Source organism: Leptospira inadai serovar Lyme str. 10 (genome assembly GCF_000243675.2).
GTDB classification, from domain to species: domain Bacteria; phylum Spirochaetota; class Leptospiria; order Leptospirales; family Leptospiraceae; genus Leptospira_B; species Leptospira_B inadai.
This window is the reverse complement of sequence record NZ_AHMM02000025.1, coordinates 447,385-461,030: the sequence shown is the minus strand read 5'-3', so window position 1 is coordinate 461,030 and position 13,646 is coordinate 447,385. Positions and strand designations below refer to the sequence as shown.

The 13,646-nt window shown below is 44.0% G+C and carries 12 protein-coding genes; 2 read left to right on the top strand and 10 right to left on the bottom strand.

Annotated features, from left to right (window positions below):
• Positions 1–10: 10 nt before the first annotated feature.
• Positions 11–1,483 carry a DNA polymerase III subunit gamma/tau gene (gene dnaX / locus LEP1GSC047_RS17865; protein WP_010416601.1) on the bottom strand — a complete coding sequence of 491 codons (1,473 nt, stop codon included), beginning with the start codon at positions 1,481–1,483 and terminating at the stop codon, positions 11–13.
• Between the two features lie 61 nt (positions 1,484–1,544).
• A complete protein-coding gene (locus tag LEP1GSC047_RS17860; RefSeq protein WP_010416604.1) occupies positions 1,545–2,003 on the bottom strand; it encodes a nucleoside deaminase in 459 nt (152 codons plus the stop codon).
• Between the two features lie 71 nt (positions 2,004–2,074).
• On the opposite strand from LEP1GSC047_RS17860, the gene LEP1GSC047_RS17855 reads away from it, so the two are divergent.
• Entirely contained in the window at positions 2,075–3,682 is a 1,608-nt protein-coding gene (locus tag LEP1GSC047_RS17855; protein WP_010416607.1) for an anti-sigma factor antagonist, read from the top strand.
• On the opposite strand, the gene LEP1GSC047_RS17850 is transcribed toward LEP1GSC047_RS17855, so the two are convergent.
• Positions 3,679–3,891, bottom strand: a complete 213-nt coding sequence (locus tag LEP1GSC047_RS17850) for a transcriptional coactivator p15/PC4 family protein (protein WP_039935753.1) — start codon at positions 3,889–3,891, stop codon at positions 3,679–3,681. The genes LEP1GSC047_RS17855 and LEP1GSC047_RS17850 overlap by 4 nt on opposite strands.
• 119 nt (positions 3,892–4,010) lie before the next feature.
• Positions 4,011–4,943 (bottom strand): ferredoxin reductase domain-containing protein, encoded by a 933-nt coding sequence (locus tag LEP1GSC047_RS17845; RefSeq protein ID WP_010416612.1) that lies wholly within the window; start codon positions 4,941–4,943, stop codon positions 4,011–4,013.
• 263 nt (positions 4,944–5,206) lie between these two features.
• Here LEP1GSC047_RS17845 and lpxD point away from each other — a divergent pair, with 263 nt between their 5' ends.
• On the top strand, positions 5,207–6,259 hold the full coding sequence (gene lpxD, locus LEP1GSC047_RS17835; protein WP_010416617.1) for a UDP-3-O-(3-hydroxymyristoyl)glucosamine N-acyltransferase: 1,053 nt from the start codon (positions 5,207–5,209) through the stop codon (positions 6,257–6,259).
• A gap of 339 nt (positions 6,260–6,598) precedes the next feature.
• Here the strand turns inward: lpxD and LEP1GSC047_RS17825 are convergent, their stop codons facing one another.
• The 6 genes from LEP1GSC047_RS17825 to LEP1GSC047_RS17795 form a co-directional block, all read right to left on the bottom strand.
• Positions 6,599–7,792: a multidrug effflux MFS transporter gene (locus LEP1GSC047_RS17825; RefSeq protein WP_020989034.1), complete on the bottom strand. Its 1,194-nt coding sequence runs from the start codon at positions 7,790–7,792 to the stop codon at positions 6,599–6,601.
• 32 nt (positions 7,793–7,824) lie between these two features.
• A complete protein-coding gene (locus tag LEP1GSC047_RS17820; protein WP_020989072.1) occupies positions 7,825–9,438 on the bottom strand; it encodes a long-chain fatty acid--CoA ligase in 1,614 nt (537 codons plus the stop codon).
• 633 nt (positions 9,439–10,071) lie between these two features.
• A complete protein-coding gene (locus LEP1GSC047_RS17810; RefSeq protein WP_010416627.1) occupies positions 10,072–10,590 on the bottom strand; it encodes a hypothetical protein in 519 nt (172 codons plus the stop codon).
• A 7-nt stretch (positions 10,591–10,597) separates the two neighbouring features.
• Positions 10,598–11,254: a tetratricopeptide repeat protein gene (locus LEP1GSC047_RS17805; protein WP_010416631.1), complete on the bottom strand. Its 657-nt coding sequence runs from the start codon at positions 11,252–11,254 to the stop codon at positions 10,598–10,600.
• Between the two features lie 5 nt (positions 11,255–11,259).
• Positions 11,260–12,630, bottom strand: a complete 1,371-nt coding sequence (locus LEP1GSC047_RS17800; protein ID WP_010416636.1) for a Kelch repeat-containing protein — start codon at positions 12,628–12,630, stop codon at positions 11,260–11,262.
• Complete coding sequence (locus LEP1GSC047_RS17795) at positions 12,627–13,532, bottom strand: LA_3334 family protein (protein ID WP_010416639.1); 906 nt, start codon at positions 13,530–13,532, stop codon at positions 12,627–12,629. The genes LEP1GSC047_RS17800 and LEP1GSC047_RS17795 overlap by 4 nt, the downstream gene beginning before the upstream one ends.
• Positions 13,533–13,646: the final 114 nt, after the last annotated feature.

Genomic DNA, 13,646 nt, shown 5'->3' with positions numbered 1-13,646 from the left:
GCTATTCTCCTTATCCGTCCAACTTAGGAACTTTTGCAGGATCGACATCGGTTCCTAAGAACTCGTTCTTAAACGATGTTTCCCATTCCGCATCTTCCGAAACGACGTCTTTGGCCATTTCTTCCAAAGAGGAAAGCGCGGAATTTGCGGCTCCGGATTTTGCCGGTAAAGTATCTTCTTTCTTCTTAGACTGGATTGATTCCGCGGTTTTCTCCGTAGATTTAGAAATTACGCTTTGAGAGTCGCGCGGGAGGTCCTCTTTCGGATTCGTTTTGGAAAATCCGGAAAAGGATGATTTCGCTTCGTCCTGCTCCTGGATCATTAAAATCAGATGGTTAATCCTATCTACAAGTCCGGATAGCGAAGGTTTATTTAAGTCTTCGACGAGTTTCTTTATTTGGATTTCTGTGAAGATTTTTATTTCGAACGAATTTCTAAGTTTGATGGTTTTGATTCTTTCAAATAGGTCGAAAAGACGAAACGATAGATGATTTAAAAGTATAGGGTCGGTCGTTTCGAATTCCTTACGCATTCTGAGGAGGTCCTCACGCGGATAATTTACGGATTCGGAATCTGCGACCGATTCCTTTAAAAGACAAAGTGTGTGACTGAATTCTATGGTATCCCATAAGAATTTGTAAATATCCTGTCCTTCTTGGTAAAGAGTTTCAATAATTTCTAATGCTTTTGAATGACTTTCCGGAGCCACTAAACTTTTTACGAAATTGGATAAAAAGTCGATTCCATGATAGCCGATCATCCTTCGAATTTCGGTACCTATCACCTTGTTATTCGTGAATACCAAGGCTTGCTCCATAAAGGAAAGCATATCCCTTACGGATCCATCCCCCTTCTTTGCGACCCAGAACAGACCTTCAGTATCATACTGCGTCTTTTCCTCTCGGCAAAGATTCTCGGCATAATCCTGCAGAATCGAAAGAGGAACTTTTTTAAAAACGAAATCCTGGCATCTTGATAATATCGTTTCGGGAATTTTTTGATATTCCGTGGTTGCTAAGACAAAAACGACATGTGACGGAGGTTCTTCTAAGGTTTTGAGAAGAGCGTTAAAGGACTGGTCCGTGAGCATATGCACTTCATCGATAATATAGACTTTATATTTACCGCCCATCGGGGTAAATTTTACGTTGTCCCGCAACTCCCGGATATTTTCTATTCCTCGATTACTAGCTGCATCTATTTCTAAAACGTCGCCGGAAATTCCCTTAGTGATCTCGATGCAGGAACTACACTCGTTACAAGGTTCGTTATCGACCGGGTTTTTGCAGTTAAGCCTTTTTGCAAAAATTCTCGCGATGGTCGTCTTTCCAACGCCGCGAGGTCCGAAAAATATATATGCGTGTCCTATCTTTCCTGATTTTACCGCGTTTTGTAAAGCCCCGATTGCTAGATTCTGATGAATTACATCCTGAAATCGTTGGGGACGATACTTTCTTGAAAGGACTTCGTGATTTCCGGCCATAGGTGAACCATTTTACCAAATACTTTGGACAGATAAAGGAGGAAAAGCGGAAAAGACGGAACTAATTCCGTTTGTCGCGGAAGAATTCTTGAAAGGATATTCTGGTTTCCGCCGTTCGAAGTAGTAAAAGATCCGGAAAAAAATTTCTGCTGTAGATCGTTTCAAAACTCATAGAGGAAATACCTTCTCCTTGCTTTGCCGGCAAAAGATAGGCGACTTTCGGTATCCGAGACAAAAGGATCGTACCGGCGCACATTAAACAAGGTTCGAGAGTAGTAATGAGCAAACAGTCGGTTAGATATCGATCTTTTAATAATTCTTTCGCTTTAGCGATGGCGATAATTTCGCTATGCCGGGAGGAATCTTGAGTGACTTCCACCAAATTTGACGCTTCGCAAAGAAATTCGCCGTTTTTATAGATTCTTGTGAAACTAGGAATTTCGTCTTTATTTTCAGGACGTAAATTGTGGAAACGTTCCAAAAATTCGGGTAGATATGGCAAAATTTCGCGCTGATCCATTTACTATCTTTGTTTCCGTACTAATGAAATTCTACTTGCTAAGCCCGGAGGTAAATGGTTTTTTTTAGCGCATGATTCTTTCGGCCAAGCTTCTTCGACCGGCCGGTTCTTCTTCTAAGCCGAATTCCTTACTTATAAGATTAAATTCGCCTCCCGGAGGAACGAACCTACAAAGACGCCCTTTAGTTTTAGGTTTAGCGCTGGACAGGAGTTGGTCCATGAAAGGGGAAAAATTAGAAGCCGTTATCCAGGCTTCTTCCTCTCTTGTAAATTGGCTTACACGACGAGACTATTTAACGGCAGTCGCCTATGCGGAAGATATTCAAGTTATTCAGCCGATCGTCCCTCTTGCGGAAAAAAATTCGGTAATTCATCGACTCGGTACGATTCAAGTAGGTACGTCGACGAATTTAAGCGGTGGGTGGCTCCATGTTTTGCGATCCCTAGAATTATTTCCCGAAACCGAGGTGTATAAAAGAGCCATACTTCTTACGGACGGGAATCCTACGCTTGGAATAAAAGACCCTCTTCAACTCATCGATATCGCCGCTAACGCGTATAAAAAGGGAATCACGACGACGGTGATCGGTTTCGGCAACGATTTCAATGAAATCCTGTTAAAGGAAATCGCAGAAGCCGGTGGCGGAAATTTTTATTTCATCGAAACACCGGAAGAAACCGGAGACATTTTCTTCCGCGAGTTCGGAGATATCGGATCCTTATACGCACAATCGATCGAAGCAAAGGTCCATTTTCCGAAAGGATTAGATTTTCTTGATGTAGTATCCGAGGTCGCCTTTTATACGGAACCGGATCCGGAGGAATCGGGTAGATCCAAAGCTCTTGTGCTAGAAGTGGGAGATATGCGTGCCGATGATGTGAAAAGCATCGTAGTGCATTTTAGACCGAGCGGTAAAGGTCAGCCGGAATCGATAAGCGTCGATACAAGCTACTACGACTTATCGGACGGGATGAAATTGGAGCAAAAGCGGAAAGAACTAGAATTAGATTGGCAACCAGACCAAGTTAAGGAAGACGCCGACGTAATTGTAGAAACTTTGATAGCTCGCTCGGGAAAGGGTCTTAAAAAAGCGGGGGTTTTATTAAAGGAAGGCTACTCAGAAGAAGCGGTCACTCTGCTAAACGATTTACTAAAAGATATCAACGAAAAAGAGGAATTGGCGCCGGATGTTTTACAGAGTCTAGGATTTAGAATTACGGCATTGAAAGTTAGAATTCTGGAAAACTCTCCTACGGCCTCTAAGCATTTAGTGGCTTCCGCCTCCGAATTAAAATCCGGGGGTTCTCTCGATTTTCCGATCGACGACGGTGTGGAATACCACGACGAAATCTTCTCTTACAGAACTACAGAGGACATTGATCTCTACAAATGTCCGGATATCAAGAACGCCATTCAGGATAAAATGAAAGACGGCTTCCGTTACGTCGTCTTCAATTTAGCTAGGTCTTCGTACATCGACTCTTCGGCTATCGGTATGCTGATTCAAATAGCCGGGTGGCTTCGTAAACGCGGAGGCGAGCTTATCGTTTGTAATTTGAGGGACTCGGTTAAAAAAGTCTTTTCTATTACGAGATTGGAATCTCATATCCGATCCGTGGAAACCGAGGAGGATGCATTTAATTTACTCCAAACCTGGATCCAAGAAAAAAGGATTTAATTCAAAAGAGATTCGGCGGCAAGAATTGCGTCCTTCACCTCGTCGTACAAACCGACCGGAATTGCTATCCCTTTCTGAGTCGGCTTGTATTCCCCCTCGCTATCCGTGTACCAAACGCGAAGATTTAAATACTTATTACCTTTGAACTCGGAGATTTCCACGCGTATGATTTCTCCTTTGCCTTTGTCTATATCCCTGATTACACTCATTTTAAAATCTCCAAAATCGATTCGAAAGTACCGGATCCTGTTTTGGATTTCCAGTAGTTTTCCATAAAAAAGGGCTCGTAACGAGCCCTTTTGAGTATTGATAAACGTAAGAGTTTGAATCAATAAGTTTCCACGAAGAGTTGGTGCGAATGCTCTAAATGATGTTTATACTCTTCATAGGTAGAGCCGTCACCGGCGATTTTTTGAATTTCTTCGATTACGCCCTTCTCCATTCCTTTCGGGCCACCGCAAATATAAAATCTACCGCCACCGGAAAGTATCTTTTTGACCTCTGTCTCGAGTTGGCGGACTCTATGAGTTATGTACATCCTTCCGCCATCGAACGGATTCTTTTCTTCCCGGGAGACCGCAGTTACAAGTTTGAAATTTTTATATTTGATCTCGAGGTTTTTAAGGTAATCCAACATCACCAATTCGTCGGAGTATGGAACTCCATAAACAAGAGTAATGTTGCCCGAGAACTGAATCAATTTATGTTCTAGTAGTTCCTCGGACATTCCGATGAAAGGTGCCAGGCCGGTGCCCGTTGCAAGAAACATGATATCCCCCGAAAAATCGGAAGTCGGAAGAAGAAATTTCTTACCGGAAGGACCGGTCATGACGACTTCATCCCCTTCCTTCAAATCGCAGACGTAGTTGGAACAAACGCCTTTGAATTGCAAGTTACCGTCGGCGTCGTAGACATTATCTCGTTTAATGATAAATTCTATGTTATCTTCCTTTAAACCGAAGGAATAACTTGGAGAAGCGATTGAATATAAACGTACCGTATAAGCGACGTCGGCAAGTCCTTTCGCCTTCTTTTCAGGATCTTCTCCGGGAGGAATAATTCCCGCAGACTGTCCGATTACATAGGGATACTGGTTATGATCGACCGCAATGACGATACGATGAATCTGCGATTCACCCTCTTTTTTTGGACGTTTTCCTTTTCCAGGTTCCGGTGTAAGACAAGTATTACTTATGACTCGGGCTTTATAAGGGTTGGACTTTTTGAAAATGTTGATTTGCGGTTCTCTAACGGGCTTCATACGCGGCGAAGGTTCCTGATTTCAATTTAAGACTGAATACAGATTTTTTTCGAACGTCAATTCGTCAAACGGGATATTTAACTTCCTCTCGGGTTCCTAAGCGATTCGTAAAATTATGTCCGATTTGCATCGAACAAATCGATACGATATTTGAGAGGCCTTCGCTATAGCTCTCTTTTTTTCCGCCTAATTTTCGGATAGTAAGCAATGCCCGACTAATATACGTTGGTGTTTCAGGATTATATAGGTAAAAGAGGAATTTCATGGCTCGATATACTTTGGAAGAACTTTCCGTAAAGATATCCGGATCAAAAATTGCGAATTGTTCAGAACCGACTAAAGTCGTAGTGGATTCGGTCTCTCCGATTTCCCCAGGATCTCCAGCAAGCATTAGTTTTTTAGCAAATAAGAAAATACTTTCGGATGCCAAAAAAACTTTATCCAGTGCCGTACTTACGACCGAAGAATTTTCCAAGGAGTTAGAAGTTCCATGTTTAGTCGTTTCTAAACCGGATCTAGTTTTAGCGCAGGTATTGGATTTGGTTTACCCCCCTCACTTATATGGATCTAAAATCGAATCGTCGGCATTTGTTCATCCGTCCGCAAAGCTGGGGAAGAACTGCTATGTCGGTCACCAAGTCTCGGTCGGAGAACAGACCGAAATCGGCGATAATACGATTCTTGAAGACGGCGCGAGAATCGGTCGAAATGTGAAAATCGGAGAAGGCTCGCATGTCGGGCCGAATAGCGTTATTTACCATGGCGTAATCATCGGAAAAAGATTTCGTTCGCACGGAAACAGTACGATCGGCGGGGACGGCTTTAGATTCGTTTTTGCCGACGGTAAACATAATAAGATTCCGCAGGTCGGAACCGTTCGCGTCGGAGACGACGTGGAACTCGGATCGAACTCTGCAATTGATCGAGGCGGGTTGGAAGATACGATTATCGGAGACGGGTGTAAGTTCGATAATTTGGTGCACATCGGTCATAATTGCGTATTCGGTAAGAACGTAGTGATCGCCGGCTGGACAGGCGTTGCAGGTTCTACTATTGTGGAAGATAACGTCACTATCGGAGGCGGGTGCGGATTGGCCGATCACATCCGCATTCCTAGCGGAACGATAATCGGCGGGGGTACTTCGGTACGAAACACTCCACCCAAACCGGATATTTATGTCGGTTGGGATTACGGTCTGACTTTTCCTGAATTCCAAAAACTCCGCGTCAATATTCGGAATGTCGTAAATTTCCAAAAATGGGCCCGCAGAATTAAAGCGATCGAACAAAAACTAGGTATAGAAATTACCGAATGATCCCATCGCGCTTCGTAAAAACGGCCATAGAATCGTTATAGATAAACTATGCGCCGTTCCGCCTAAATCTTTTCGAGTGCTTGACAATTCGTAAGATAAGAACGACTCTTCCCTTTATCCTATTTCCACAGGGAGGCTACTGTGAACATCCGACCGATCGACGAGATCCAGGCTCCATTGCCGGAATCTTCACCGTCAAGGCCGGACCTTCCCGATAACAAAAAAATAGGGAAGTTGTTGGATAGATGCGCTAGTCGACTCCTAGAGCAGAGAACGGAAAAAGTCGTATTTCTGGCGGAAAGACGTTCCTATACGGACTAAATTCGAATTTTAGTTCTCTTAATCTTCGATGTTAAGGTGGGCTTTTGGCCGGAGAATAACGAGAGATAATAAGGAAAGAATTCCGGCTCCCGACATCACCAAAGTCATTGGCAGCGCAGTTCCGTCATGAAGTAAGCTTACGCTAGCCGTTGCTACGACTGCCGCAACCATTTGCATAGCGCCCATCAGCGCCGAGGCAGAACCTGCATTTCTACTGAACGGAGCCATAGCCAAAGCGGAAGCGTTCGGCATAATGAATCCGAACCCGCTTACTAATAGGAAGATAAGGCCGATCATAGGGATCATTCCCCAATGATAGGTTGCACAAAGAACTAGCAGAATTCCGACGGGAACATAGAGGATAGAAATCGCATTTACGATCGATTCCGCTTCGAATTTCCGTAAAAGTAAACGGTTAAGTTGGCTTGCGAGAATCAGTCCGGCGGCGTTCGAACCGAAGAACCATCCGTATTCGGATTCGCTTAATCCGAATATTCCCATGAATACGAACGGCGATCCTGCAATGTATGCGAACATCACCGCCGCCGATAAACCGGACGCGATCACGTACGCGTTGAAGCGGGGAACATATAAAACTTCATAATATTCTTTTAATACTCCCCCCAACTTTAAGGAGATGGACGAATCCTTTTTACCGGTTTCAGGTAAATAAAGCCAGGCTCCGGCCGAAACGATTATACTGATGATCGTCAGGACGACGAAAATGGTCCGCCAATTCATGTAGGTTAAGAGAAGTCCTCCCACGGTCGGGGCGACAATCGGAGCAATACCCATGACTAAAATGATTTGAGAGAATACTTTTGCTCCTTCATGAGGAGAAAATACGTCTCTGATAACTGCTCTAGGGACCACCATCCCTGCGCATGCTCCTAACGATTGAAGAAACCGAAAGAAAACCAGGCTCCATACGGAAACAGAAAGGGCACATCCGATCGAACTCACCGTGTAAATAATTAAACCGGCCATCAAGGGAGTTCGTCTTCCGAATTTATCGATGAGCGGGCCGTAAACTAGTTGTCCGAATGAAAATCCAAAAAAGAAACTAGTTAAGGTAAGTTGAACATTCGAAATTGGGGTACCAAAATCCCTGGAAATGGACTGAAGCCCAGGTAAGTACATATCGATTGAAAATGGACCTATTGCAGTCAAGGCCCCAAGTAAAAGTATGAGAACTCGGTCGGATTTTGGCACGTATCTACGATGCGATACGTGCGTATTTCAGTCTATTCTTCTATCAACTTTCTCAAGTTTTTCTTGTCGAACTTTCCGACACTGGTTTTCGGAATAGCGGAGACTGCTCGAATATCTTCCAGCTTCGGAAGTTGCCAGTGTGCGAAACTTTCCTTTAAGCGATCATGGATTCGTTTAGCGTCGACTTGTTTTCCTTCCAAAGCAACGACGAAAATAACCGGGGCCTCTTCCCGGACCGGGTCCTTTCTTCCGATGACTGCCGCTTCCAAAACGTCGGGATCGGCCATAACGAGATTTTCCATATCTACGCTGGAAATCCATTCTCCTCTTGTTTTGATTAAATCTTTTTTACGATCCGTAATTTGCATGTATCCTAACTGATCTAGAACCACTACGTCACCGGTTCTAAACCACCCGTCCGGAGTAAAAGAATCTTTCGAAACACCTTCGCGATAGGAGCCGGTAATCCAGGGACCACGTACGAGTAGTTCGCCGGGAGTCTTTCCGTCTTTTGGGACTTCGTTCCCCTCATCGTCCACCGCTCGTATTTCGACACCTGTGACGGGCACTCCTTGCTTTGCACGGTACGCATAACGTTTCTCATCGTCCCAATCTTTCATAAAGCTGCGGAGGTGAGATACGGTTCCGATCGGAGAAGTTTCGGTCATTCCCCAGGCATGAAGGATCGCTATCCCGAAATCTTTTTCAAATCCTTCGATCAAACCGCGGGGGGCAGCGGAGCCTCCGACAACCATCGTGTGGATTTTCAAACTATATTTTGTTTTCTTTAAGTGTTGGTATAAAACGTTCCAAATCGTAGGAACACCCGCGGTAATCGTTATTTCCTCGGATTCGAGTAATTCGGCTAGGGCTGCTCCGAGCAGATGTTTGCCTGGAAAAACCAACTTGCAGCCCGACATCACCGAAGCGAACGGTATCCCCCACGAATTCACATGAAACATCGGAACGACGGGAAGAACGGCTTCGCTTTCTTTGATACCGAGTCCATCGCCCATGCAAACCGCCATTGAATGAAGATAAGTGGATCGATGCGAATAGACGACACCTTTTGGATTTCCGGTTGTGCCGGAAGTATAGCAAATTCCTGCCGCTTCCAGCTCATCGATCGGCTCGAATCGCTCAACTTCGTCTCCGCCGGCTAAAAATTCATCATAAGAAATCGCGTTCGGAAGTCTTGCCGGTTCCACATTTTCTTTGTCGTCGATAATAATGAACTTTTTTACGCCTCCGATTTCTCCCAGATGTTTCTCCAGAACAGGAGTCAAAGATTTGTCGACGAAAATAAATTTATCTTTTGCCTCATTAATGATATACACCAACTGTTCCGGAAACAAACGAACGTTGATAGTGTGAAGGATCGCGCGAATACATGGAATCGCGAAGTATAATTCTAAATGACAGGAATGATTCAAACAGAATGTGGCAATCGCGTCGCCCGGTTTTACTTCCGCATTTCGGAGAGCGTTCATTAACCGAATGGTTCGCTTGTAAAATTCCCCATAAGTGTAACGTTGAATCGAATTATCGTGCCATTTTGTAACGATTTCTTTATGTGGATGAACGTCTTTGGCGCGACGAAGAATCGAAGGTAGGACTAAGGGATAGTCCATCATGGTAGATCGCATAAAAACTCCGCTTTAGCTTAGGTTATGGAAAAGCGGAGGTATTTCTCCCCTCGAAAAAGGATGGAGTCAAGGGGAAAATACACTGCTAGCGTAAGAATCTTTCTATAAAGTGGGAACTTCGCTCATCAATGATCCTGTCCTCTGCATGGGACTCGCAGCGAGAAACTCGGAATCCTATGCAGTTTGCCACCGTGACATACTCTATTCCCCATTTTTGTTTCGATTTTTTTTAATGGATCGATTGACGATTTTGCTTCGCTTCGCTCACGCAACGCTCCGAGTATTTTGGGCGCCTCCTGCTTTGCAGGACCGGGCTGCTTCGGGTTCGCGTAGCCACGCTCATCCCTCGCCATTTTTTCACTTCTCGCATGCCTTCATTCTAAGCGGGCTCGGGACTGAAGCCCTCCGCATCCCTGGCGCGTTCAGAGGACTGAGGACAGAGTGGGAACGAAACATTGATAAACGTAGTTTCCAGGCTCTGGAGAAAGATTCCTGCGTTAGAGTAGATTCTTCCTCTACCCAGCTACCTCTCGAACGTGTCTGTCCTCTGACCGACAGAACCTGCGCGATGTTGGAGAGGCAATCCTTTAAATTGTAATTATCTCAGTCTTTCTCATAATCCTGGAATTTAATTTAAAAACGGAAAATCATTCCGAGTTCGATTGATGATTTTGTAGGTTTTATAGAAATAGATAATGAATTTCCGGTCCTCTTGTTTACGAAAACTGTCTTTTCGAAAACGTAAGCAACTGCTGCTCCGGCAAGTAATACACAGCCCACTTGAAAAATTGATTTATCCAATAGAAGTTCTTGCCTAGTTGAGCTTAGGTCTGGGCCATACTTAAATAGAGTATAAACTCCTAACGCATCTCCGAAGTAGGAATTTCCAGTTATTAAATAAGCTGCGATTGCTTGATTCTTCCCTGAGTTAAATCGATGTTTAGCTGCATAGTAATTAGGTTCATTTTCATTATATTCTGAGCCACCTACAAGAATACCGGCTATTCCAAAACCAAACAAGTAAAAAGAAGACGGCTTCTTTTCATTTTTATCGCTTATCTCATCTGGCATTATATTTTTTATTGGCAAAAGGAAAATGGCTAAGATGGTTACAAAGAAAACGTTTTGTAAATTTATCAGGAAGAATTTCATTTAAAGACTACTTCCGGATTAATAAGAATGTATTTATTAAACTGAGGATAGTTATCCCCGCGATCGCAAGCCATAGAAATTTAGGATTAAAGCTTTCTATAACTTGAATATTGTTTTTCGTGACAACGTTCTTCTTCGCTTCTTCAATCGACTTCAATAGCTCGTCGTATTCGAACTTCACTCTCGCTGATGTCTCCTGTAAACTTGGATCAAAAATAAATACAGCTTTCGAAGGCCCGCTACCGACTTGAGTCTGAGGGGAAATCTTTACCCCTCTTTCTTCTTTTGCAATAACGGCAGCTGACCGTTCCTCTTGAAGGTCCTTCAAATCCTCTTTCGCCTTTAATTCCAAATACCGATTCCGAACTCCTGGATGTGAGGGCCAGGCTTTGAATACTTTTTCGTAATATCCGTACGCAGTCAGAAATTTCCGATTTGCATAGGCAAGATCTGCTTTTCCGATCCAAACGAAATTTTGGTATAATTGCAACGTTGCGTCATTCGGATTTCTAGAAAGGACCCGATCCAATTCGGTTTGAGCTTTATCCCACTGAGAGGAATCTACGAGTCCTTTGATTTGAATGTAAACTTCTTCCGAGGATTGAGCGAAGGAAGGGGAGAGCGCAATAGGTAGAAGTAACAGAAGAGTCAGAAAGTTTCGCATATAAATCACCTGCTAATGATAACCGCTTTATGACCAAACCGAGCTACAGGCATGGTAGCCGAAATGGAAGTCCAAGGACCTCCGATCGGATTCGTCAAATCGATCCAATAGACGAGGTTTGTTGGAATATTAAGCGAACTCTCTCCGCCGAAAACGTAGGCTCTCCGTAATTCATAAGAGATTTCCATCGCAGCAAACGCTGTCGTTGTGGGTAAAACGGGGCCGGTTTGAAAGGTACTACTTCCCACCGGATAATAATCATATCTCTGGAGAGAATTTAAGGCGGTTACTGGTTGAGGCGTGACCTGCGCGTTTGTACCGCCAGCGACCAACAGGGCGGGAGGATCGGTGGGATGTGCATCAGTTGGCAAAGGGCGGTAACATGCGCTTGCGGCTCCATAGCTTCCTGTTCCCGATAAAGCGGGCTCATTGAATGCTGTAGTCGAGTTGGAAGAAGGCGCGTAACCATCGGTAGAACTTAATACAGAACCGTCCGTGTAAAGCCTACCTCCTGTAAAAAATAAGGTTCCGCTCACAGCACAACCGGCCATATCCACACGGGCAAAAATATTCGTGTTCGACGTGTAAGATTGCCAAACCCCGGTTGTGCCTACGTCAGGATAGAACTTATAAACCGTATTTAAAATCGTTCCCGTAGTCATGTCGGTTGTCGTTGTGCCTGCGATTAAATAGATGTTCGTTCCTACAGTTCCCGCGACCATTCCTTGCAGCGAAGACGGAATTGGAGCAAGTGTGGCCCAGGTTCCTGCGATCGGGTCATAAGCTTCTACTGTGTTTACGGCAGTAAAGACTCCTGCAATTTTAGCAACTCCTCCCATCACATAGATTTTACCATTATAAGAAACGACTCCTGCGAATGCTCTTGGAGTTGGAAGAGTCGTGATCGAATTGTACCATTGACCGGCGACTGGATCATACATATCAACTTGCGCGACAGGAGTATTCCCGTTACCGATTCCACCGACAATCCAAATGCTACGGTTTAAGATATTCTGATTAGAAGGAAGTGTAGTGAAGATTGAAGTCCCCATAGCCCCAGGCGATAATTCACCGCAGAATACCGCGTAGGAATACTGAGTATTTGATTGAAGATTCGTTAGAGTAATCGATTGAAGCTTGGAAGGAACGAGTCCAAAAATGAAGCTCGAGGGACCAGATGTTCCATAGCCTATGATTCCCTGGACTTCAGTAGAGCAAGACCAGGTGATTGTAGCGGTTGTGGATGTAATTGTAGTCGGTCCAAACGCTTGAATCTTTAAACCACTTGTTTCTTGTCCGTTCGTAATTGGACTTCCTTGACAAGATGCGAGATAGAAAAGAATAGAAAGAGGAAGTAAAACGCATCTTAATTTCATAATCTTAGTAATATCCCTGCTTCTAGTCCTGACATACAGATATCCGAAGTCCTTTCAAAGATACACTGGTTCTTCCAGGACAATCGAACCTGAAACTTACCAAATTTGATCCCTTGCCATCCAAGTTGAAACGAAAGAGCCGGATCGATTCCTGCCGAAGTAGTATATCCAGTAACATAGCGAACATCCGATACACCAGCACCCACATTAATAAAGAAATCTAGAAACGGATCATTCTTATAAACCTTATTGTATTGAGCATAGGCTTGGTTCGTTAAAAAAGAAAAGTTTCCGTTTGGGCCGGGAGCGGACAGGTAATCGGAACGAAATCCGATTTGCCATTTTTGATTCCAGTTTAGAAAGGCAGGCTCGATGAAGATTCCGCCGCCATAACTAACCGGAAATAGATTTCTGTTTGGGCCGAAATTTACTAATAAGTCACCATAAATTCCGAGCTTTGTCTCGGGGTGTTGGGCCTCCGGATCGAGTAAAGCGTCGGAAAGAGAAGGGCTTCCTTTTCTTAATGCGGAAGGATTCTTTAAGTTAGCTTTTGGAATCGTTAAGAACCCTAACTCTGTCTTAAGAGTCACCTCGTCGGAGCTTTCTTCCGCGAATACTCCCTTGATTCGAGAACCATCCTGCAATTCTAATGTAGAGTAATAGTAAGAAGTGTCCTCTCCCTTCTTGGAATAATCCACATGAGCGAGATCGCTTTTATAGAGAGTGTATATCTTATCTTTCCATTTCACCTTGAGTTGTTTTTCCGTGTCCGACACGGTTTCGGCGATGTATGCTTCTCCGTTTGAGAAAACAATCTCGGCTCCGAAGAGGTGACCTGATAAGAAGAGGAGTAAGAAAAAGAAAAGGTTTAGGATTCGAAAAGGTTTGAGTCTATTTTTCATTTAAGGCTGTGAAACAAAACTCCTATCTCTTTAAAGAGCCTGATGTAACTTCTGCTACAAGATGGTCGGAGTATTGTTTCTAGTATATTTCTAAATCTTTTATGCCATAGTTTG

Excerpts from the sequence above, each read along its gene's own strand:
- LEP1GSC047_RS17855 (WP_010416607.1), top strand. The coding sequence starts at position 2,075 with ATGATTCTTTCGGCCAAGCTTCTTCGACCGGCCGGTTCTTCTTCTAAG.
- LEP1GSC047_RS17820 (WP_020989072.1), bottom strand. The coding sequence starts at position 9,438 with ATGCGATCTACCATGATGGACTATCCCTTAGTCCTACCTTCGATTCTT.
- LEP1GSC047_RS17845 (WP_010416612.1), bottom strand. The coding sequence starts at position 4,943 with ATGAAGCCCGTTAGAGAACCGCAAATCAACATTTTCAAAAAGTCCAAC.
- dnaX (WP_010416601.1), bottom strand. The coding sequence starts at position 1,483 with ATGGCCGGAAATCACGAAGTCCTTTCAAGAAAGTATCGTCCCCAACGA.
- LEP1GSC047_RS17850 (WP_039935753.1), bottom strand. The coding sequence starts at position 3,891 with ATGAGTGTAATCAGGGATATAGACAAAGGCAAAGGAGAAATCATACGC.
- lpxD (WP_010416617.1), top strand. The coding sequence starts at position 5,207 with ATGGCTCGATATACTTTGGAAGAACTTTCCGTAAAGATATCCGGATCA.
- LEP1GSC047_RS17800 (WP_010416636.1), bottom strand. The coding sequence starts at position 12,630 with ATGAAATTAAGATGCGTTTTACTTCCTCTTTCTATTCTTTTCTATCTC.
- LEP1GSC047_RS17795 (WP_010416639.1), bottom strand. The coding sequence starts at position 13,532 with ATGAAAAATAGACTCAAACCTTTTCGAATCCTAAACCTTTTCTTTTTC.
- LEP1GSC047_RS17810 (WP_010416627.1), bottom strand. The coding sequence starts at position 10,590 with ATGAAATTCTTCCTGATAAATTTACAAAACGTTTTCTTTGTAACCATC.
- LEP1GSC047_RS17860 (WP_010416604.1), bottom strand. The coding sequence starts at position 2,003 with ATGGATCAGCGCGAAATTTTGCCATATCTACCCGAATTTTTGGAACGT.
- LEP1GSC047_RS17805 (WP_010416631.1), bottom strand. The coding sequence starts at position 11,254 with ATGCGAAACTTTCTGACTCTTCTGTTACTTCTACCTATTGCGCTCTCC.